This is a genomic window from Micromonospora sp. D93 (assembly GCF_018070365.1).
Lineage (GTDB): Bacteria > Actinomycetota > Actinomycetes > Mycobacteriales > Micromonosporaceae > Micromonospora > Micromonospora ureilytica.
On record NZ_JAGPXW010000018.1, the window covers coordinates 15282 to 34691 of the forward strand.

The following is a 19410-nucleotide window of genomic DNA, read 5'->3' on the forward strand; positions in this document are numbered from 1 at the left end:
ACTGCGAATGCGGGCGCGAGCCGGAAAGGTACTGCGTACGCGGTAGGGGTGGGTCCTTCGCTCGCACGACTCGCCCCGGGTGGGTGTCCGGTTAGGGTGCGCGCATGAGCAGCGCACGGATCGGTGTCCGGGACTGGCTGATAGCAGCCGGGGTGGCGGCGATCCTGCTGATCAGCGGGCTGTCCGGGGAGCGATCCGCCACCGGCCTCGATCCGATCGGGGTCGTCCTGCTGGGCGCCGGCGGTCTGGCGCTGGTCGCGCGGCGGCGGGCTCCGGTCGTTGTCCTGGTCGTGGCCGGGGTGTGCGCGGCGGGCTATCAGGCGGCCGGGTTTGACGTGTTCGCGGTCGCGTACCTGGTCGCGGTCTACGCGGCGGTGCGGGCCGGGCACCGGACCGTGACCGTGGTGACGAGCGTGCTCATGCTGGCAGCCCTCCCGGTGGCGGCGATGACCTCGGGTCTGCCCGCGGGGGAGGCGTTCGCGCAGGCCAGGGGTGTCCTTGAGCTGGCCTGGCTGATCGCCGCGGGTGCGGCGGGCGAGGCGCTGCGCCAAGCCGAGCGACGCGCGGACGAGGCCGAACGCACCCGCGAGGAGATCGCGCTGCGCCGCGCCGACGAGGAGCGGCTGCACATCGCGCGGGAGCTGCACGACACGCTCACCCACCAGATCTCGGTGATCAAGGTGCAGGCCGAAGCCGTCGTGCACCTGGCCCAGAAGCGGGGCGAATCGGTGCCGGACGCGCTGCTGGCGATCCGGGACGCCGGTCGTGAGGCGTCCCGGGAACTACGCGCGACCCTGGAAGCGCTGCGCGAGGACGGCAGCACCGCGTCGTACGGGCTCGACCAGATCTCGGACCTGGTGCAGCGGGCGCGGACGACAGGTCTGGCCGCGTCGTTGACGATCGAGGGCCACCGCAACGGTGTGCCGGTCGCCGTGGACCGGACCGCGTACCGGATCGTGCAGGAGTCACTGACCAATATCACCCGGCACGCCGCGGCCGTCACCGCGTCGGTCCGTGTCGAGTATCGCCCCGATGCGGTCGTCGTCCAGGTCGATGACGACGGCACGGCCACGCCGGAGTCCGGGCTGGTGCCCGGGGTCGGGCTGCTCGGAATGCGGGAACGGGTGACCGCTCTGGGCGGACGGTTCCGCGCCGCGGCGCGCAGCGAGGGCGGCTTCAGGGTGCACGCCGAACTACCCGTGGAACGGGCGTCGTGATCCGGGTCCTGCTGGTCGACGACCAGCCGCTCATCCGCAGCGGGTTCCGCGCCCTGCTCGACGCCGAGGACGACATCACTGTGGTGGCCGAGGCCGCCGACGGCCGTGCGGGGGTGGCGCTGGCCAGGCAGCACCTGCCCGACGTCGCGCTCGTCGACGTCCAGATGCCCATCCTCGACGGCATCGAGGTGACCCGCCGGATCGCGGCGGACCCGGCCCTGGCCGCGGTCCACGTCGTCATCCTGACCAACTACGGCCTGGACGAATATGTCTTCAACGCCCTGCGGGCCGGCGCGGCCGGCTTCCTCGTCAAGGACATCCTGCCGGAAGACTTCCTGCCCGCCGTCCGCGTCGCCGCACGCGGCGACGCCCTGCTCGCACCATCGATCACCCGCAAGCTGATCGATCGGTACGTCACCCAGCCGCCACCCTCCAACACCGCGGCGTTGGCACACCTGACCACCCGCGAACGCGAAGCCGTCGCTTTGGCCGCGCACGGAATGTCCAACGACGAGATCGCGGAACGGATGGGAATCAGCCCGGTGACCGCCAAGACCCACCTCAACCGCGCCATGACCAAAATGCACGCCCGCGACCGCGCCCAACTGGTGGTGCTCGCCTACGAGTCCGGCCTGGTGATTCCCCGCACCCGTTGACGCCGACCGCGCTGCTCGATCAGCCGCGGAACCCGGTCTGATACGAGGGGGCCGCCTCAATTCAGCAGCTTCTCCGTGAGGTCCATCAACCGTTCGGCGTCGCGGGGGTCGCGCTCGCGGCTGACGCAACAACCGCCGGGAGTGGCCCGGCGGCTGGACGTGGAGCCGACCGCAAGACCCCGCTCGCGGGGCTGGTGGCATTGAAGCGTCAACCCGGCACCGCGCCAGCGGGTCAGACCGGGACCGTCTCACGGCAAGGCGAGACTGCCAACCGCGTGCTCGCCAGAGCACACTGAGAGGCAACGGGAGTACGAGCGCTGTCCGGTCACCGACGTGCTGCGCCAGGTGAGCGACAAATGGACGCGGCTGCTGATCACCCTGCTCGGCCGGCATCCGTACCGGTTCAACGTTGCATCGGGCCGTGGAGGGCATCAGCGCGCGCATGCTCACCCGGACGTTGCGCACGCTGGAGAGCGACGGCCTGGTCGATCGTGAAGTGTTTCCGACGTTGCCGCCGAGCGTCGAGTACCGGCTGACGCCGCTCGGCGTCAGCAGTCTCGAACCGCTCTCCGCGCTGGCCGACTGGGCGGTCGACCACCACGCCGAGGTCGCCGCGGTACGTCAGCGGCCTGCCTGAGGCGTATTGGCGACAGCCGCCAACCGTGGTCGAGTCAGGGCTTCTCGAAGCCCGTCAGGTCACCCAGTTCGCTGAGGAGCGTCGCGTCGGTGTCCCCCTCGACAGGCTCACCGGGATCGAAATGCGCGAAGGTCGGTGCGGCCGCCAGCCGGCTCAAAATCGCCGAACGACTCGCCGCGAGGTCGGTGGTGAGCGACGCCCGTAGCACCGCCTCGGTCGCCGCCGCGATCACCTCCGAGGCTCGCAGGCTGGCGGTGAGGATTCCCTGACAGTCGGCACCCCGAAACACGCTGGTGTGGCCCTCCTGCCATTCCAGCGGATGACCGACCACCATCAGGTCTACCGGCAGCTCCAGAAGACTGCGGATGCTGGCCCGGTACTGGCGACCGGAGCCGTAGTAGACCGGGAGTTTCCGGGCGGATCCCGTACCCTGCACGCTGTCGCCGACGATCAGCAGTCGTCGGATCGGTTCGTAGAAGCAGACGCTGCCGGCAGTGTGCCCCGGCGTCTCGACCACGTCGAGGGTGACGTCCCCCCGGATGATCCGGTCACCCCCGGACACCGGCACGTCGGGTGCGAAACCGGCGAGGCCGGTGTCGTGCGGGGAGAAGTAGGAACGCGCACCACTGACCTCGCGGATCGCCGGGCTGCCACCCGTGTGGTCACGATGGCCGTGTGTGCTGCACACCGCGGTCACGTCCCGGGCGCCTCGGCCGAGCAGTGTGAGCGCCGGGCTCAGTGCCGCAGGCATGTACTCGGACATCCCGCTGTCCACGAGGAGCACGCCCCCTGCTCCCGCGTCGATTGCCACCATCGTCACCACGCCGGTGTGGCTCTGGGGTTTGGGACAACGGGCCAGGACCACACCGGCCGCGATCGGGATCGCCGCTGCAGACTCAGACACTGTTTCTTCTCTCGTCGAGTGGCAGGCCCCAGCCACGTGCCAGGGCGGCGAACTCCTCGTGGAACTGCGGGAAGGTCTTGTCGACGCAGGACGGTTCGTCAAACTCGATTGCCGGCGTCCGAAGGCCGGTCACGCTCATGCTCATCGCGATGCGGTGATCTGAGCGGGTCTGCACCAACGCTCCAGTCGGGATTCCCGGGTCGATTTCGAGCCAGTCAGGACCTGAGCGGGTGGACACGCCGCAGGCGGCGAGCGCGGCGGTGATCGCGTCGATGCGATCCGACTCCTTCAGCCGGCAGTTCGCCACATCGGTGATCCGGGTCGGCGCATCGGCGAACGGCGCGATGGCCGCCAGGGTCATCATGGTGTCGCTGATGTCGCGCATGGCAACCGTGCCTGGCGAACGCAGTCGGGTCGGGCCGGTGACGGTGACGCTGTTGTCACCGACCTCCACCCGGCAACCCATCGTCGGTAGGACCTCCGTGGCGAACCGGAGATCGCCCTGGCTCGACCGCCGGCCGAGACCCGGCACCGTCACCGTGTTTCCCGTGACGGCGGCAGCGGCGAAGAAGTACGACGCCGTCGACGCATCCGGCTCGATCTGATACTCCTGAGCCTGGTAGGTGCCCGGCGGGACAGTGATCGTGGAATCCTGCCAACTGGACTCGACCCCGAACTGCCGCATCATCGTCAACGTGAGATGAACGTACGGCGCCGAGACGGGGTTGGGCGCCCGCACCGTGAGGCCGTGTCGCATCGCCGGCGCCGACAGGCACAGTGCCGACAGGTACTGACTGGAGGCGCCCGCATCCACCTCGATGGCTCCGCCAGCGACGCGTGAGCCGTGCACGACCCACGGCAGGCCGCCCCCGACCGCAGCGTCGACCCGAACATCGAGGCCCCGCATCGCCGTCAACAATGACGCCATCGGGCGGGCCCGCATCTGCACGCTGGCATCGATCACATATCGCCCCGAACCCAACGCCGCCAGGGCCGGCACGAACCTCGCCGCAGTGCCCGAATCGTGGCACCACACCGTCGCCTCCGTGGCGGGCGGGCCGGCCGGATCACCAGTCACGCTCCACACGTCGGGCTCGCGGATCACCGGAAACCCGAGGCTGCGCAGACCCTCCGCGAAGGCAACCGTGTCGGCCGCGACCAGAGGGGCCACCAGGCGGGTCGTTCCCTCGGCCAGAGCCGCGATGACCAACGCTCTGGCCATGACCGACTTCGAACCGGGAACACGCGCAACTACCGTACGGGGTGCAGAAGTCATGCAGGCCTCTCCTGGCTAGTGCTGTGACCACTAACGTTCACCGGGTTGTCGGTGGTGTTGTGGTTCCTCGCCCAGACGTTGTCGGAGCGAGCGACCCCCCACCGGTAGTGGGGCGGGCCTCAGCCGGCCAACCGACCCTGCCACCGCTGGTGGGCGGCGTGGGTCACGCCGGGACAGCCCGGCACCGGGAAGGTGTCGGCCTGCTCGACGGTGCGTGATGACCGCACCCATGTTGGGTGCGGTGGTGGTGACGCCGCCCGGGGTCCGGGTGGCGATGGTGAACGCCGCGGCAACATCACGATGCCCGACGAACCCGCAACTCCTGCATATCATGGTCCGCCCGCGGGGCTTGACCACTCTGCGCCGGCACACCGGGCAGGTCGACGACGTACCCCGCTCATCGACCAGATACACGGTGATCCCGGCCAGCTCCGCCTTGTCCTTCAGGACCGCGATCGCCCGGCCGAGTTGCCACTGCCGCAACCGCAGGTTGTGCCGCCGACCCGCCGACAGATCGAGGACACCACGCGGGTCACCGACGGTAAGCGTCCCGACCCGGTGCTGCACTGCCCAGCCGATCACGGTCTTCGCGGCCTCGTGCCCGGCCTGCCGTACCCGACGCCGATGCCGCCCCTCCATCAGCCGAGCCCGCCGGCGGGTCTTGCGCCACCGCCGCGAACCCCGCTGGCCCCTCTTCGGCGCACGGGCGGCGGTCGCCCGGCGGCGGCCTTTCGCGTCGGCCAGGTGCTGACGGTGCTCGGCGCGGATCGCCCGCCCGGACACCAGCAACATCTGCCCGTCACCGGCTGCCACCGCGTACGGGTGAATGATGCCCAGGTCGACCCCGGCGACCCGCCCCCGCTCCGGCTCCTGACCCGCAGGGTAGGTCGCGACCGGAAGCTCCGCGGTGACCTCGACCCACAACCGCCCCTGATCGAACACCAGCGTCACTGACCGCACCGCATCATGGGGGTAGGGAACCGCCCGGTCCAGGCGCACCACCAGCGGCGGGCTCCCGGCCGAGGTCGGCAACCGCAGCCGCCGTTCACTCAGACCGAACGTGCCGTGATACCAGCGGACCGGCATCAACGACCGTCGCCGCCGCGGATACCGCACCTCACCATGCCCCGCCCTGCGGCGGGCAGCAGCGCTGAACCACGCATCAGAATAGCGACGCAACACCGACCGGGCGCCGGTCGAGTCGAGCTCACCGAACGTGCCCGGACCAGACGCGGCGAGCAGTCGACACAACTCCTGATAGCTCGCGACGGGCCGATCTTGACGACGATGCCGCCAGCCGTTGTATTCCAATACACACGCCCAAAGATCCCCGGCCGCGCGGAGCAGGCCGAAGCAGCGTTGCCGCTGCGCCCGGGTCAGACGCAGACCGACCCGGGCGGTGCGATGCACCACCCGCGGCGCTCCCGAATCCCTACGTCTGGGCATACCCGAAGCCAACCACGAGGGTCTGACACAACCCGGCCAACGTTAGTGGACACAGCACTAGCCGGCCGGGCATCACCAGACTAATCAGACGTGTCAGTGCGTCAGCCCCCGCCCGATGGTGGGGCGTCGGCGATACTGTGCGCGTGGAGTACGTGTCCAGAGTGCCGCGGCCGCCGCTGGACGGGCTGATCGACGACCTTTACTACCTGGAGGGTGCGCCGCCGTACGCCCGGCTGACGCTGCCGCCGCCGTCGGCGTTGCTCATCGTCAACCTCGGGGCGCCGTTCCGCATCCGCGCCGGCACCGACCTTGAGGCGGCCGAGTACGCCGACGGCTGCGTGGTCACCATGCCCACCCGCGCATGGGAGTTCGGCTATCCACTCCGAACCCGGTCCGTCGGCGTGCACTTCAAGCCGTGGGGGCTGGCGCCGTTCCTGCCGATGCCCGCGGCCGAGCTGTGTGACCGGCCGGCGACGGTGGAGCAGGTTTGGGGCCGGCCCGCCACTGCTGAGCTGCGGGACCGGCTGGCCACGGCGGCCGGGCCGTACGAGATGCTGACGCTCCTCGAAGACGAGTTGATGCGACGGCTGTGCGAGACCCCCGGTCTGGGGCTGGTCCGGCATACGAGCAGCGTCATCGTGGCGACCAGGGGGGCGGTGGCGATCGGCGACGTGACGGCGGCAGCCGGTGTCAGCAGCACTCACCTGGCGCAGCGGTTCAAGAAGCTCATCGGCGTCACGCCGAAGCGGCTGGCCCGTACCTACCGCTTCGCCGCCACAGTGCTCTCGATCGACCCCGCCGGACCGATCGACTGGGGCGACCTCGCCGGTGGAGCGGGCTATTTCGACCAGGCACACTTCGGCCACGAGTTCCGGGCGTTCACCGGGCTCACACCGACCCGATATGTCGAGGTCCGGCGGCGGTTCCTGCGCGAACATCCCGGCCACGTGCTGGACAGTTGGCCGCTGCCGGCCGATTGATTTCGTACAAGAGCGACAGCCCACAGGACTCTAATCTGAGGGCATCCCCCAAGCAGAGGAGCGCCCGTGGGCAAGGTGGTCATGTACAGCTCGGTGTCGGTGGACGGCTTCATCGCGGACGAGAACGACCAGCCCGGACCACTGTTCGACTGGTTGCTCGGCGGTGACGTCCCGTTGGACGAGAGCGGCGCGTTGAAGGTGTCGCAGTCCTCCTACGACTACACCCGGCCGTACTGGGACCAGATCGGAGTCACGATCGCCGGCCGCCACGTCTTCGACATGACGGACGGCTGGGACGGGAAACCTCCCGGCGGGGTCGACCACGTGGTCGTCGTGACGCACCGGCCGAAGCCCGAGGGCTGGGACCCAGAGGCGCCGTTTCACTTCGTCGACGGCGTCCAGGCAGCCATGGCCAAGGCGCAGGAGCTCGCGGGTGACCGCGTCGTCGAGGTCGCCGCTGGCGACGTCGGTGGCCAGGTGCTCGCCGCGGGCCTGGTCGACGAGGTGCGCATGGACGTCGTACCCGTCGTGTTCGGGTCCGGCAAGCGCTACTTCGGGTCGGTCCACGCGCAGCACCTGTTGGAGGATCCGGACGTGGTGATTCAGGGAAACCGGGTGCTTCACCTGCGCTTTCGGGTGCGGCGTCGACCGATCTGAGCGGGTCCGCGAAGAAGTCTTGCGGTCAGTCGAGGCCGGTGCGGCCCTCGGCCCAGTATGCCTTGCCCATGACCTGCCGGGGTTTCCGCTTCCACCCACGACTGTCGCGCCGTACGGCGTGCACGGTCGCCGCGTCGCCGGTGACGATGAGGGTGTACGGCGCCTGGATGGCCGCTGTGCGGCCGTGCTGGAGAAGCTCGACCCGGTCGGCGTCCTTCGCGACGACCGCCACTCGTTCGGTGATCCCCAGTTGGGCGAGTACGTCGGTGAGCGCGATGGGATCGCGTGCCTCGAAGACATACGACGTCTCGGCGGGAATGGTGAGCAGTGCGCGGGCGAGCGCCACGCTGGTCTCGTCCCCGACGAAGAGCACGGGACCGGCGGCCTTGCGCAGGTCGATCGAGCGCCGCGGCCCGAAGACCTCACAGGTCTGCCCTTCCGCCACCCGCTCGAACCACTGCGCCGCCGGACCGTTTCCGTGCGTGTACACGACCAGTTCCGTCGCGCCGTCGGTGGCGTCCCACATCGTCGGTGTGTAGGTGCGCAGGCTCATCGAGCCGCGCCGCGGCCGGAGCTGGAGTTTCGCCCCGGGCACCCAGGTCGCCTTGCGGAATGCCTCGGCCGACAGCGTCATCCGAATGAACTCGGGGGAGAGGTGGCTGAGGCCGGTGACGTGGGCGCTGTCCAGCATCGCGCCACTGGCGACGTCGGCCAGGCGTTCGGCGAGTCCGGTCATTGTTCCTCACTTCAGGCTCTGTTGTTATGCGGCGGTCGGTGCCCCGCTTCCCGAGCGGGGCGCCGCTCACGCCTCCACGATGCGGAGCATGCCGCCGACGCCGAGGACGCTGTCGAGGCTGCGCAGTTCCGCCACGGCCTGCCTCATCGCGCCTTCCTCGGCCCGGTGCGTGATGAAGACGACGCGCGCCTTCGAGGCACGGTCCTCCTGGGTGATGGAGCGGATGGACACCTGGTGGCGGCCCAACACACCCGACACCTCGGACAGGACGCCCGGCGCGTCGGTGACCTCCAACTTGAGGTAGTGGGGGTGCGCCAGCCGTTCGGTGGGTCGCAGCACCGCGGAGCTGCCGAGCGGCACCCTCCGGTGGGTGCCGCGTCGCAGGTGGTCCGCGGCGGTGACCAGGTCGCCGAGCAGGGCTGACGCGGAGGGCAGCCGCCCCGCGCCGTGACCGTAGAACATCTGGTCGCCGGCCGCGCAGCCCTTGAGGAACACCGCGTTGTACGTGTGGCGGACGTTGGCGAGGGGGTGGTTCTTGTCCACCAGGGCCGGGAAGACCTGGACCCCGATCTCGCGCTCGCCGGAGCCGGCCGCCCCGAAGACCTCGGCCTTGGCGATCGACTTGATCACGTAGCCGAAACGCGCCGCGATGTCGAAGTCGTCGCGTTCGAGCTTGTCGATCCCCTCGCGCTCGACGTCGTCGACGGCGATCGCGCGTTTGAAGGCGAGCGAGGCGAGGATGGCCAGCTTGGACGCGGAGTCCGCGCCCGTCACGTCGTTGGTGGGGTCGGGCTCGGCGTAGCCCTCCTCCTGTGCTTGGCGCAGGGCCTCGGAGTAGCCGAGCCCCTCTTCGGACATGCGCGTCAGCATGTAGTTGGACGTGCCGTTGACGATGCCGAGGACGCTGGTGATGTCCTCGCCGAGGAACGATTCCCGGAGCACGCGCAGGATCGGCACGGACGCGACGGCGGCAGTCTCGAAGAAGAGGTCGACGCGGCTGGCGTCGGCCGCCTCGTACAGCTCCGGGCCGTGTTTGGCGATCAGTTCCTTGTTGGCGGTGACGACCGACTTGCCGGCGCGGAGCGCGGCGAGCACGTACGCGTGGGCGGGCTCGATGCCGCTCATCACCTCGACCACCACGTCGATGTCGTGGGCGTCGGTGATCGCCCGCACGTCGTCGGTGATGAGCGGGGCCAGCAGGCCCGAGCGCTTCTTCCCCGCGTCCCGTACGGCGATGCGCTTGAGTGTCAGATCGATCCCGCTGATCTCCTGGATATCGGGGGCCCGGTCCAGGAGGAATTCGGCAAAAGTCGCTCCGACGTTGCCGCAACCGAGCATGCCCACGTTCACGGGACGATCCATGGCGGGAGCATATACACCCGCATCGTTCGGCCAACGCCGCTCCGCTGCGTCGTCTTGGATGGTGAAACCGGCCAGAAAGAGAAAATTTCCTGGGCGGCTGCTCGACGGCTGCCGAGGGCCGGTCGGGGTTGCCCAAATCATCTTAGTCATTAAGATAACCGCATGGGCGTATCGACTGAGTTCTCCGTGGCGATCGCGGGTGCCGGCCTCTCCGGCCTCTGCCTCGCCCAGTACCTGATGCGCGCCGGCATCGACGTGCACGTCTACGAGCGGGATCCGGGCCCCTTCGTCCGGCGGCAGGGCTACCGGATCATTCTCGACCGGTACGGGCTGGAGGCGCTGCGCGAGAGCCTGCCCCGCTCGCTGTACAACCTGGCGCTGACCACCGGCGACGAGCCCGGCGGGCACCTGCGCTTCACCGACAGCCGGCTGCGGGACGCATTCACCATCACCTTCAAGGACGAGCCGCACGCGACCCGTCAGGTCGACCGGCTGACCCTTCGGTCGATCCTGCAGTCCGGGCTGGACGGGCGCGTCCACTACGGCAAGGACGCCGTCGCGGTGGACAGCGGCGACCCGGCACGGCCGCGGTTGCTGTTCTCCGACGGCGGGGCCGCCGCGGCAACCGTCGTCGTGGGCGCGGACGGCGTCGGCTCGGCGCTGCGCGCGCAGATCATGCCGGACGCCGACCCGGCGAACACCCCGATGGCGGGCATCTACGGCCGGTCACCCCTGCGGCGCAACGGCGAGAGTGTCATCCCGGACGCGCTGCGTACCAGCGGGGTCCTGGCCATCGCCGACCGGCCGGGCCGCGCCTTCTTCTTCACCTCCATGCGGTTCGGCGAGAGCCCGCCGGAGGCGTTCGCGCGCCTGGCACCGGGCAGCTACGCGCCCACCGGCGACGACTACGTCATGTGGGGCCTGCTGCTGCGGCAGGAGGAGGTGCCCATCGGCATCCGGGGCGACCTGCTGGCGATGTGGAGACTGGCCTCCGGGATGAGCATGGACTTCCACCCGGTCATCCGGCGGCTGGTCGGCACGGCCGAGCTGGACGCCACGGTGCTCAACCTCTTCGCCACCGGACGGCGCCCGCGCCGGTGGGCGGTGCCCCGGGCGACGATGATGGGCGACGCCGTGCACGTCATGCCGCCGTTCGGCGCTCACGGCGGCAACACCGCGCTCCGCGACGCCGCAGTGCTCGGCCACCGGCTGGTCGAGGCCCGGGCCGGCGGCACGTCGGTGGAGGAGGCGATCGCCGGCTACCAGGACGAGATGGTGCCCTACGCCTTCCGCGCCGTCGACACCGCCGCTGGGCTGATGCGCCGCCTCACCGGGAGTGCGGCCGCACCGCACTGGGTGCTGACCCGCGTGTTACCTCGACTGCACCGGGTGACCGTGCCGGAGGCATGATTGCGGGCATGTCCGACGAGCCGGCCCGTGCGTCCGCGATCGCCGACCTCATGCGCGCCGGGCGGGAGACGTCGCGGCTGTCCATGGTGTTCCGGTACGCCATCGCGGAGCGGCTGGGCCTCACCGTGAGCGACCTGGAGTGCCTGGACTACCTGGCGGACGTCGGCTCCGCCACCGCGGGGCAGGTCGCCGAGCGGACCAACCTCACCACCGGGGCGGTGACCAGCATGCTCCGCCGGCTCCAGCAGGCGGGCTACGTGACGGCCGAGCGCGATCCGGCGGACCGGCGGCGGGTGATCGTCACCCTGCGGCCGGAGCGGGTCGCCGAGTTGAGGCGACCGTACGAGCGGTTCGCCGAGCGGGCGGGGCGGCTCATCGAGGGCTACCGCGTCGAGGAGGTCATGCTGCTGGTCCGGCACTTTGACCGCATGCAGGCGATGTACCTCGCCGAGTTGGACCACCTCCGCGGCGGCGACGCCGCGCAACGGTCTGCCTGAGGGCCCACTGCCGGCCCGCCGGGCGGGGAACTGTCCTGTCAGGTCCAGCTCCCCGCCCGGATCGTCAGGAAGCGGACCTCTGTACCGCCGTGGCCGGGTTGCCGTCCATCGCCGCGGCCAGCTGCGGGACGAGCTTCTCCAGCAGGAACGGCAGGCTCAGCGGAGTGATGAACGAGGTCGCGGCGCCGACCAGCTCCTCGTTCTCCAGGTAGATGTCGCGACCCTCGGTCTTGACCTTGAGCTTGCTGTAGAGCGGGTCGGCCTGGACCTTCGCCTTGTCGGTGTCGTAGCTGTCGACCAGCCAGATCAGCACGCCGGTGTCGAGCATGTCGGTGCGCTCCCGGCTCAGGTTCGCGCCGAATTCCTTGCCGGTCACCTCGGCCAGTCCGGCCGGCAACGTGAAGCCCAGGTCGGTGAGGAACCGGCCGCGCGAGTCCTGCGGGCCGTACACGTAGTAGCCCTCGTAGGTGGTGGCCATCAGGCCGGTCGCGCCGGCGAAGGCGGGGTTCGCCGTGCGTACCGCTGCGAACTTGGCCTCGACATCCGTGACGACCTTGTCCGCCTGAGCCTTGCGGCCGACGGCGGTGCCGACCGTACGGGTCACATCCTGCCAGGACACCCCATAGTCGACGGAGTCCTTCGGCTGTGCCACCGTCGGTGCGATCTTCGCCAGCTTCGAGTAGTCCTCGCTCGTCAGCCCCGAGTAGACGCCGAGGATGAGGTCGGGCCGCAGGGCGGCCACCTTCTCGAACTGGATGCCATCGGTGTTGGTGAGCACCTGCGGCTTGGCCCCGCCGCCCAGCGCGGCCTCGGCCCAGGGCCAGATGGCGCCCGGCTTCTCGCCGAACCACTCGGTGGTCGCCACCGGCACGACGCCCAGCGACAGCAAGGCGTCCTGCTCGACCAGGCCGACCACGGCGATCCGCTTGGGCTCGGCCGGGATGGTGGCGGTGCCGAACTTGTGCTCGATCGAGACCGGGAAAGCGTTGGAGGTGGCGGCACTGGATGACGGGGCCGACGGCTCCGACCCACCACCGCAGGCCGCGAGGAGAAGCAGGAGCGCGGTCGAAGCGACAGTCGCGCCCCGGCGGATTGAGGGAAGCCGCACGGCTGTTCCTTTCTGCCAACGAGGCCCCAGGGTGGTGACCTCGAACGGGAGTGTAGGTTAGCCTCACCTAATTGAGTAATGCGAACGGGTGGACGGATGGAGCACGTGTTGACCCCAGGCACCGGCACCCGCCCGGAGCCCGGGACCGTTTCACCCCAGAAGGTGCCGCGCGAGTCCTTGTCGCGCACCGGTCGCCGCTGGACCGGCCTCGTCGTCGGCGTCGTCGCCCTCGCCGCCGCGGTGGCACTGAGCATCGCGGTCGGCAGCCGCTCGCTCGGCCTCGGCACGGTCTGGCAGGTGCTCTGGCACGACGACGGCTCCGCCGCCTCGGAGATCGTGCACCAGCTACGGGTGCCCCGCACGATCCTCGGGTTCGGCGTGGGCGCGGCGCTGGGTCTGGCCGGCACGGTGATGCAGGCGCTCACCCGCAACCCGCTGGCCGAACCCGGGTTGCTCGGGGTCAGCCTGGGCGCGTCCACCGGCGTGGTGCTCGCCATCGCGCTGCTCGGAGTGACAAGCGCGAACGGGTACGTCTGGTTCGCCATCGCCGGCGCCGGGCTCACCTCGGCGGCCGTCTTCGCGCTCGGCGGCGCCGGCCGGGCGCCCACCCCGGAACGGCAGGTGCTTGCCGGGGTCTCCCTCACCTCGGTGCTCGGCGCCGGAATCTGGGCGATCCTGGTCACCCATCGGGAGGCGTTCGACAGGTACCGGCACTGGGACGTCGGATCGCTCGCCGACCGGGAGTCCAGCACGATCACGCAGTTGGCGCCCTTTCTGGTGGTCGGTGTCCTGCTCGCGCTGCTGCTGGGCCGCCAACTCAACGCGCTGAGCATGGGCGACGACACGGCGACCTCGGTCGGTGCACACCCGGGGCGGATCCGGGTGCTGGGCATGATCACGATCACGCTGTTGTGCGGCGCGGCCACCGCCGCCTGCGGGCCGATCTGGTTCGTCGGCCTGGCCGTCCCCTACGCGGCCCGGATGTTCACCGGCTCGGACCACCGCTGGATCCTGGCCTACTCACTGGTCCTCGGACCCACCCTGCTGCTCGTCTCGGACGTGCTCGGGCGGGTCCTGGTGGCCCCGGCCGAGTTGCCGGTCGGGGTGGTCACCGCGTTCCTGGGGGCACCACTGTTCATCGCGCTGTGCCGCCGACGCCGGCTGAGCACCCTGTGAGCGGGCCGGTGCTCCAGCTCCGTCCGTCCGGACGGACCACCCGGCTGGTGATCCGCAGCCGCGGTGGTCGGCTCTCGCTGCGGGTGCACCTGCGGTCACTGATCGCCGGCACCGCGCTGCTGCTCACGGCGCTGGGCGTCGCGGTGGTCAACCTCTCCAGCGGCGACTTCCCGATCCCCGTGCCCGACGTGCTCCGCAGCCTCGTCGGCCAGGGCGACCCGGGCACCGACTTCATCGTGCACGAGCTGCGGCTGCCCCGCGTGCTGATCACCCTGCTGGTCGGTACGGCCCTGGGCGCGAGCGGGACGATCTTCCAGGGGTTGACCCGCAACCCCCTGGGCAGCCCCGACTTCGTCGGCTTGACGGTGGGCGCGGCGACCGGCGCGCTGATCGTCCTGCTGCTGTTCAACGGCGCGGGCTTCCAGGTCGCGGCCGGTGCGATCGTCGGCTGCCTGGCCACCTCGGTCGCCATCTACCTGCTCGCGTTCCGCCGTGGGGTGCAGCCGTTCCGGCTGGTGCTGATGGGCGTCGGAGTGTCCGCGCTCCTCGACTCGTTCAACTCGTACCTGATCTACCGCAGCCGACTCGACGAGGCGATCGCCGCCCAGGTCTGGTTGATCGGCAGCGTCAACGGCCCCGGCTGGACCGAGGTGACGCTCGTCGCCGTCGCCGTCGCGGTGCTGCTGCCGGTCGCGCTCTACCACAGCCGGCACCTCGACATGTTGGCCCTGGGCGACGAGCCCGCGATGCTGCACGGCGTACCCGTCGAACGCAGCAGGGTGGTGCTCGCGCTGGCCGGCGTCGGACTCGCGGCCGGTGCCACCGCCGCGGCCGGGCCGATCGCGTTCGTCGCTCTCGCCGCGCCACCGTTGGCCGCTCGGCTGACCCGGTCGCCGAACGCCGGGATCCTGCCGGCCGCGTTGATGGGCGCCGCCCTGTTGACGGCCAGTGACTGGGTGGCGCAGCGCATCCTGCCGGACGACGACGTCCCGGTCGGTCTCGTCACCGCCGCCCTGGGCGGCATCTACCTGACCTGGTTGCTCTTCCACGAGCGACGTAACCGCGGACAAGGAGCACAGTGATGACCGAGTCGCGGCTGCGGGCCGACGCGCTGACCCTGGCGTACGACAAGAGGGTGGTCGTCCGGGACCTCGACGTCCAGATCACCGACGGTTCGTTCACCGTCATCGTCGGGCCCAACGCCTGCGGCAAGTCGACGTTGCTGCGGTCACTGGCCCGGGTGCTGAAGCCGCAGTCCGGCGCCGTCTACCTCGACGGCCAGACCATCGCGTCGCAACCGTCCAAGCAGGTGGCCCGACAGCTCGGCATGCTGCCGCAGTCGTCGGTCGCACCCGGCGGGATCGTGGTCGAGGAGCTTGTCGCCCGGGGCCGCTTCGCCCACCAACGTGTGCTGCGGCAGTGGTCGCCGGAGGACGAGGCGGCGGTCGCCGACGCGATGCGCCAGACCGAGGTGACCGAGCTGGCCGACCGGTTCGTCGACGAACTCTCCGGTGGCCAGCGTCAGCGGGTCTGGCTGGCGATGGCGCTGGCCCAGCAGACGCCGATCCTGCTGCTCGACGAACCGACCACGTTCCTCGACCTGTCGCACCAGTTCGAGGTCCTGGACCTCTGCGCCGACCTGCACGAGCAGGGCCGGACCGTCGTCGCCGTCCTGCACGACCTCAACCATGCCTGCCGGTACGCCACCGAGCTGATCGTGATGCGGGAGGGCCGGGTCCTCGCTCAGGGCCCGCCCGCCGAGGTGATGACGGCGGAGCTGGTGGAGACGGTCTTCGCGATGCCCTGCCGGGTGATGACCGACCCGGAGACGGACACGCCGATGGTGGTCCCGGCCGGGCGGCAGCGGCGTCGACTGGCCCGCGCCGGCGTCGTCGCGGCGCCTGTCGACCGGGTTCCCGCGTGACCGCCGGGCGCAGACTGCTCATCGACACGCTCGGCAGGCAGCGGCGGCTCATCTCGCTGAGCACGCTTCTGATCACCGGCCACCAGGCCGGCGAGGCCGCGGTGCCGTTCCTGATCGGTGTGATCATCGACCGGGCCGTGGACGGCGGCGTCGGCAGCCTGGCCCTCTGGCTGGGTGTGCTGGCCGCCGTCTACGTGGGCCTGAGCTACAGCTACCGGTACGGCGAGCGTACCGGTGAACGTGCCGCCGAACAGGCGGCGCACGACCTGCGGCTACGGGTGACCAGGAGGGTGTTGCACGAGCGCGGAGGCGCGGAGGTCGACCGGCTGCCCGGTGCCCTGGTGTCGATCGCGACAAGCGACGCGGCCCGGGTCGGGGCAGTCGCCATCGCTGTCGTGTCCGGCGTGGCCGCCGTCGTCGGCCTGATCCTCGCGGCGGTCCTGCTGCTGTCCATCTCCCTGCCACTCGGGCTGGTGGTGCTCCTGGGCACCCCGCCGCTGCTGCTGCTCACCCGCCTGTTCGGCAAGCCGTTGGAGGAGCGCAGCGCAACGGAGCAGGAGCACAGCGCCCACGCCTCCGGCATCGCCGCCGACCTCGTCATCGGCCTTCGCGTGGTCAAGGGCCTGCGGGCCGAGACGGCGGCGGTCGAGAGGTACGCGCAGCGCAGTCGCAGCGCGCTCGCCGCGACCGTACGAGCGGCGCGCGCCGAGGCCGCGTACCAGGGACTGGTGCTCACGCTCAGCGGGGCGTTCCTGGCGGTCATCGCGGTCATCGGCGGGGTCCTCGCACTCCACGGCCAGATCACCGTCGGTCAGCTCATCTCCTCGCTCGGCCTGGCGCAGTTCCTGGTCGGTCCGATGTCCACGTTCGGCTGGGTGGGCGCCGACCTCGCTCAGGGCCGCGCGTCCGCCCGCCGCGTCGCCGCCGTCCTGGACACCCCCGTCGCGGTGCCCGACGGCACGGCGAACCCGGTCACGCCGGCCCGTGGTGGTCTCGCACTGCGCGGGGTGGACAGCCCGCCCCTGCGCGGAATCGACCTGGAGATCGCCCCCGGCGAGCTTGTCGGAATCGTGGCCACCGACCCGGCCGAGGCAGCCGAGTTCGTGCGGCTGCTCGGGCGGGTGCGTGATCCGGTCGCCGGGGTGATCGAACTGGACGGCATACCGCTCGCCGACCTCGCACCGAACGACCTGCGGGCCGTGGTGCTGGCCGTCGAACATCAAACCGACCTGTTCGACGACACCGTCCGAGCGGCCGTCTCGCTCGCCGGACGGGCCCTCCCGGCACGCGTCGACGCAGCGGTGACCGCGGCAGACGCCGACGAGGTGGCCCGCGGCCTCCCGGACGGGCTGGACACGGTGCTGGACGATCGGGCCCGTTCGCTCTCCGGCGGCCAGCGGCAGCGCATCGCGCTCGCCCGGGCACTGGCCGGCGAACCGCCGGTGCTGGTCGTGCACGACCCGACCACAGCTGTCGACGCGGCGACCGAGTCCCGCATCGCCGGGCGACTGCGCGCGATGCGGGACGGACGTACCACGATCCTGATCACCGCCAGTCCGGCGCTGCTCGCGGTGACCGACCGGGTGATCGTCGTACACGACGGCACCGTCCGCACCGACGGCGCGCACGGCGACCTGGTCGCCGAGGACGACACCTACCGGGAGACCGTGCTCGCATGACCACCGACTCGACGACGTTGCTGCCGATCGCGACCGGACGTCGCACCCTGGCGCAGTTGCGGACGCTTGTGCGTCCGCACCGGTCCCGGCTGGCCGGGGCACTCGCCCTGCTGGTCGCCGGCACCGCTGCCGGGCTGGTGGGCCCGCCGCTGCTCGGGCGCATCGTCGATCTGGCCACCGGCGGCGGCAGCACCGGTGACGTGGTTCTCGCCGGCGCGGGGCTGGTGGCCGCCGCGGTCGTCGAGGCGGTGTTGGCCGGGTTCGGTGTCGCCCTGCTCGCGCAGGTCGGCGAGGGTGTGCTGGCCCGACTACGGGAACGGTTCGTCTCCTCGGCGCTGCACCTTCCGCTGGAACAGGTCGAGCGCGCCGGGACCGGTGACCTCACCTCCCGGGTGACCAACGACGTCGCCGTGATCGCCGAGGCGGCCCGCAGCGCGGTCCCCGAGTTCACCCGCGCCCTGCTGACCATCGTGCTCACCCTGGCCGGGATGGCCGTGCTCGACTGGCGTTTCCTCGTCGCGGCGCTGATCGCGGTGCCCGTGCAGGCGCACACCGTGCGCTGGTACGCCCGCCGCGCCGTCCCGCTCTACGCCCGGCAGCGGGTCGCCGTCGCCACGCAACAGCACCACCTGCTCGCGACCATCGACGGCGCGTCGACCATCCGCGCGTTCCGGATCGCCGACGAGCACCGGGAGCGGGTCGCCACGAGGTCCCAGCAGGCGGTGGACCTGCTGCTGCGGGGCGTCGCGCTGCAGACCCGGTTCTACGCCCGGCTGCACGTCGCCGAGTTCCTCGGGCTCGCCGCCGTCCTCGGCACCGGCTTCTTCCTCGTCCGCGGGGATTCGGTGAGCATCGGCACGGCGACCGCGGCGGCGCTGTACTTCCACGGCCTGTTCGGCCCGATCAACGTCGCTCTCGCCCTGGTCGACGATGCCCAGGCCGCCGCCTCGGGGCTGGATCGGCTGGTCGGGGTCGCCGACCTGACCCCGCCCGTACGGCAACGGGCCAGCGCCGGCGACGGCCCGGACGCGGTGGTGGTAGGTGGGCTGGACTTCGCCTACCGCCCGGACCGGCCGGTGCTGCACGCCGTCGATCTGACGATCGCCCGCGGCGAGCGGGTTGCCCTGGTCGGCGGCAGCGGCGCCGGTAAGACCACTCTGGCCAAGGTGATCGCCGGCGTGCACCAGCCGACCCGCGGGAACGTCGCGGTGCCGGCCGGCGAGGTCGCACTGATCACCCAGGAGGTGCACGTCTTCGCCGGACCCCTCGTCGACGACCTGCGACTGGCCCGTCCGGACGCCACCGACGACGAGGTGAGCGCCGCGCTGGACCGGGTGCAGGCGCTGGGGTGGGTGCGGCAACTGCCCGACGGCCTGCACACCGAGGTCGGTGCGGGTGGGCACGTCCTCACCGCGGCGCAGGCCCAGCAGTTGGCGTTCGCCCGGCTGATCCTGGCCGATCCGCCGGTGGCGATCCTCGACGAGGCCACCGCGGAGGCCGGGAGCGCCGGAGCGCGCCTGCTCGAACGGGTGGCCGACGCCGCGCTGGCGGGGCGTACCGCGCTGATCGTGGCGCATCGACTCACCCAGGCGGTGGCAGCGGACCGGGTCGTGGTGATGGAGGCCGGCCGCATCGTCGAGGCGGGCACCCACAGCGACCTGATCGAGCGGGACGGCCCGTACTCCACGCTGTGGCGGGCCTGGTCGGACCAGCGCGCTCGGCGCTGAGCGCGCTGGTCCGGGCCG

General features: G+C 71.0%; 18 protein-coding genes. 12 read left to right on the forward strand and 6 right to left on the reverse strand.

Translation table 11 applies throughout. From position 1 onward, the window contains the following. The first annotated feature begins 104 nt into the window (after nt 1–104). The 3 genes from KBX71_RS20295 (at nt 105) to KBX71_RS33850 (ending at nt 2510) form a co-directional block, all read left to right on the forward strand. A complete protein-coding gene (locus KBX71_RS20295) occupies nt 105–1217 on the forward strand; it encodes a sensor histidine kinase (RefSeq protein ID WP_210819589.1) in 1113 nt (370 codons plus the stop codon). Beyond that, nucleotides 1214–1873, forward strand: coding sequence for a response regulator transcription factor (locus KBX71_RS20300; RefSeq protein WP_210819590.1), 660 nt, complete (start codon nt 1214–1216; stop codon nt 1871–1873). The genes KBX71_RS20295 and KBX71_RS20300 overlap by 4 nt, the downstream gene beginning before the upstream one ends. 421 nt (nt 1874–2294) lie before the next feature. Continuing rightward, a complete protein-coding gene (locus tag KBX71_RS33850) occupies nt 2295–2510 on the forward strand; it encodes a helix-turn-helix domain-containing protein (protein WP_307847196.1) in 216 nt (71 codons plus the stop codon). 34 nt (nt 2511–2544) lie between these two features. Here KBX71_RS33850 and KBX71_RS20310 read toward each other — a convergent pair whose 3' ends face one another. The 3 genes from KBX71_RS20310 to KBX71_RS20320 are packed head-to-tail and all read right to left on the reverse strand — an operon-like array spanning nt 2545 to nt 6103. Continuing rightward, nucleotides 2545–3414 (reverse strand): MBL fold metallo-hydrolase, encoded by an 870-nt coding sequence (locus KBX71_RS20310; RefSeq protein WP_210819591.1) that lies wholly within the window; start codon nt 3412–3414, stop codon nt 2545–2547. After that, on the reverse strand, nt 3407–4690 hold the full coding sequence (aroA, locus tag KBX71_RS20315; protein WP_210819592.1) for a 3-phosphoshikimate 1-carboxyvinyltransferase: 1284 nt from the start codon (nt 4688–4690) through the stop codon (nt 3407–3409). Before aroA ends, KBX71_RS20310 begins: the two co-directional genes overlap by 8 nt. Nucleotides 4691–4720: 30 nt before the next feature. Continuing rightward, nucleotides 4721–6103: an RNA-guided endonuclease TnpB family protein gene (locus KBX71_RS20320; protein WP_210819593.1), complete on the reverse strand. Its 1383-nt coding sequence runs from the start codon at nt 6101–6103 to the stop codon at nt 4721–4723. Nucleotides 6104–6279: 176 nt separating this feature from the next. Between KBX71_RS20320 and KBX71_RS20325 the strand changes: the two genes are divergently transcribed. Together KBX71_RS20325 and KBX71_RS20330 are read left to right on the forward strand one after the other, a co-directional pair. Further along, nucleotides 6280–7116 (forward strand): helix-turn-helix domain-containing protein, encoded by an 837-nt coding sequence (locus tag KBX71_RS20325; RefSeq protein ID WP_307847197.1) that lies wholly within the window; start codon nt 6280–6282, stop codon nt 7114–7116. A gap of 66 nt (nt 7117–7182) precedes the next feature. Further along, a complete protein-coding gene (locus KBX71_RS20330) occupies nt 7183–7773 on the forward strand; it encodes a dihydrofolate reductase family protein (protein WP_210819594.1) in 591 nt (196 codons plus the stop codon). A gap of 25 nt (nt 7774–7798) precedes the next feature. Here KBX71_RS20330 and KBX71_RS20335 read toward each other — a convergent pair whose 3' ends face one another. Then, nucleotides 7799–8509, reverse strand: a complete 711-nt coding sequence (locus tag KBX71_RS20335; RefSeq protein ID WP_210819595.1) for a siderophore-interacting protein — start codon at nt 8507–8509, stop codon at nt 7799–7801. Between the two features lie 66 nt (nt 8510–8575). Further along, nucleotides 8576–9871 (reverse strand): homoserine dehydrogenase, encoded by a 1296-nt coding sequence (locus KBX71_RS20340; protein WP_210819596.1) that lies wholly within the window; start codon nt 9869–9871, stop codon nt 8576–8578. A 162-nt stretch (nt 9872–10033) separates the two neighbouring features. Between KBX71_RS20340 and KBX71_RS20345 the strand changes: the two genes are divergently transcribed. Continuing rightward, nucleotides 10034–11281: an NAD(P)/FAD-dependent oxidoreductase gene (locus KBX71_RS20345; RefSeq protein ID WP_210819597.1), complete on the forward strand. Its 1248-nt coding sequence runs from the start codon at nt 10034–10036 to the stop codon at nt 11279–11281. A gap of 8 nt (nt 11282–11289) precedes the next feature. Then, the gene (locus tag KBX71_RS20350) at nt 11290–11778 is read left to right on the forward strand and encodes a MarR family winged helix-turn-helix transcriptional regulator (protein WP_247683814.1); all 489 of its coding nucleotides are present in this window, start codon (nt 11290–11292) and stop codon (nt 11776–11778) included. A gap of 64 nt (nt 11779–11842) precedes the next feature. Here the strand turns inward: KBX71_RS20350 and KBX71_RS20355 are convergent, their stop codons facing one another. Then, complete coding sequence (locus tag KBX71_RS20355; RefSeq protein ID WP_210819599.1) at nt 11843–12886, reverse strand: iron-siderophore ABC transporter substrate-binding protein; 1044 nt, start codon at nt 12884–12886, stop codon at nt 11843–11845. 96 nt (nt 12887–12982) lie between these two features. Between KBX71_RS20355 and KBX71_RS20360 the strand changes: the two genes are divergently transcribed. Genes KBX71_RS20360 through KBX71_RS20380 form a run of 5 tightly spaced genes read left to right on the forward strand, consistent with a single transcriptional unit; the run spans nt 12983 to nt 19392 of the window. Continuing rightward, nucleotides 12983–14062 (forward strand): iron ABC transporter permease, encoded by a 1080-nt coding sequence (locus KBX71_RS20360; RefSeq protein WP_205780107.1) that lies wholly within the window; start codon nt 12983–12985, stop codon nt 14060–14062. An 8-nt stretch (nt 14063–14070) separates the two neighbouring features. Further along, nucleotides 14071–15144: an iron chelate uptake ABC transporter family permease subunit gene (locus KBX71_RS20365; RefSeq protein WP_210819600.1), complete on the forward strand. Its 1074-nt coding sequence runs from the start codon at nt 14071–14073 to the stop codon at nt 15142–15144. Further along, nucleotides 15144–15986 carry an ABC transporter ATP-binding protein gene (locus tag KBX71_RS20370; RefSeq protein WP_210819601.1) on the forward strand — a complete coding sequence of 281 codons (843 nt, stop codon included), beginning with the start codon at nt 15144–15146 and terminating at the stop codon, nt 15984–15986. Before KBX71_RS20365 ends, KBX71_RS20370 begins: the two co-directional genes overlap by 1 nt. Continuing rightward, the gene (locus tag KBX71_RS20375) at nt 15983–17665 is read left to right on the forward strand and encodes an ABC transporter ATP-binding protein (RefSeq protein ID WP_210819602.1); all 1683 of its coding nucleotides are present in this window, start codon (nt 15983–15985) and stop codon (nt 17663–17665) included. Before KBX71_RS20370 ends, KBX71_RS20375 begins: the two co-directional genes overlap by 4 nt. Further along, on the forward strand, nt 17662–19392 hold the full coding sequence (locus KBX71_RS20380) for an ABC transporter ATP-binding protein (protein WP_210819603.1): 1731 nt from the start codon (nt 17662–17664) through the stop codon (nt 19390–19392). The genes KBX71_RS20375 and KBX71_RS20380 overlap by 4 nt, the downstream gene beginning before the upstream one ends. Nucleotides 19393–19410: the final 18 nt, after the last annotated feature.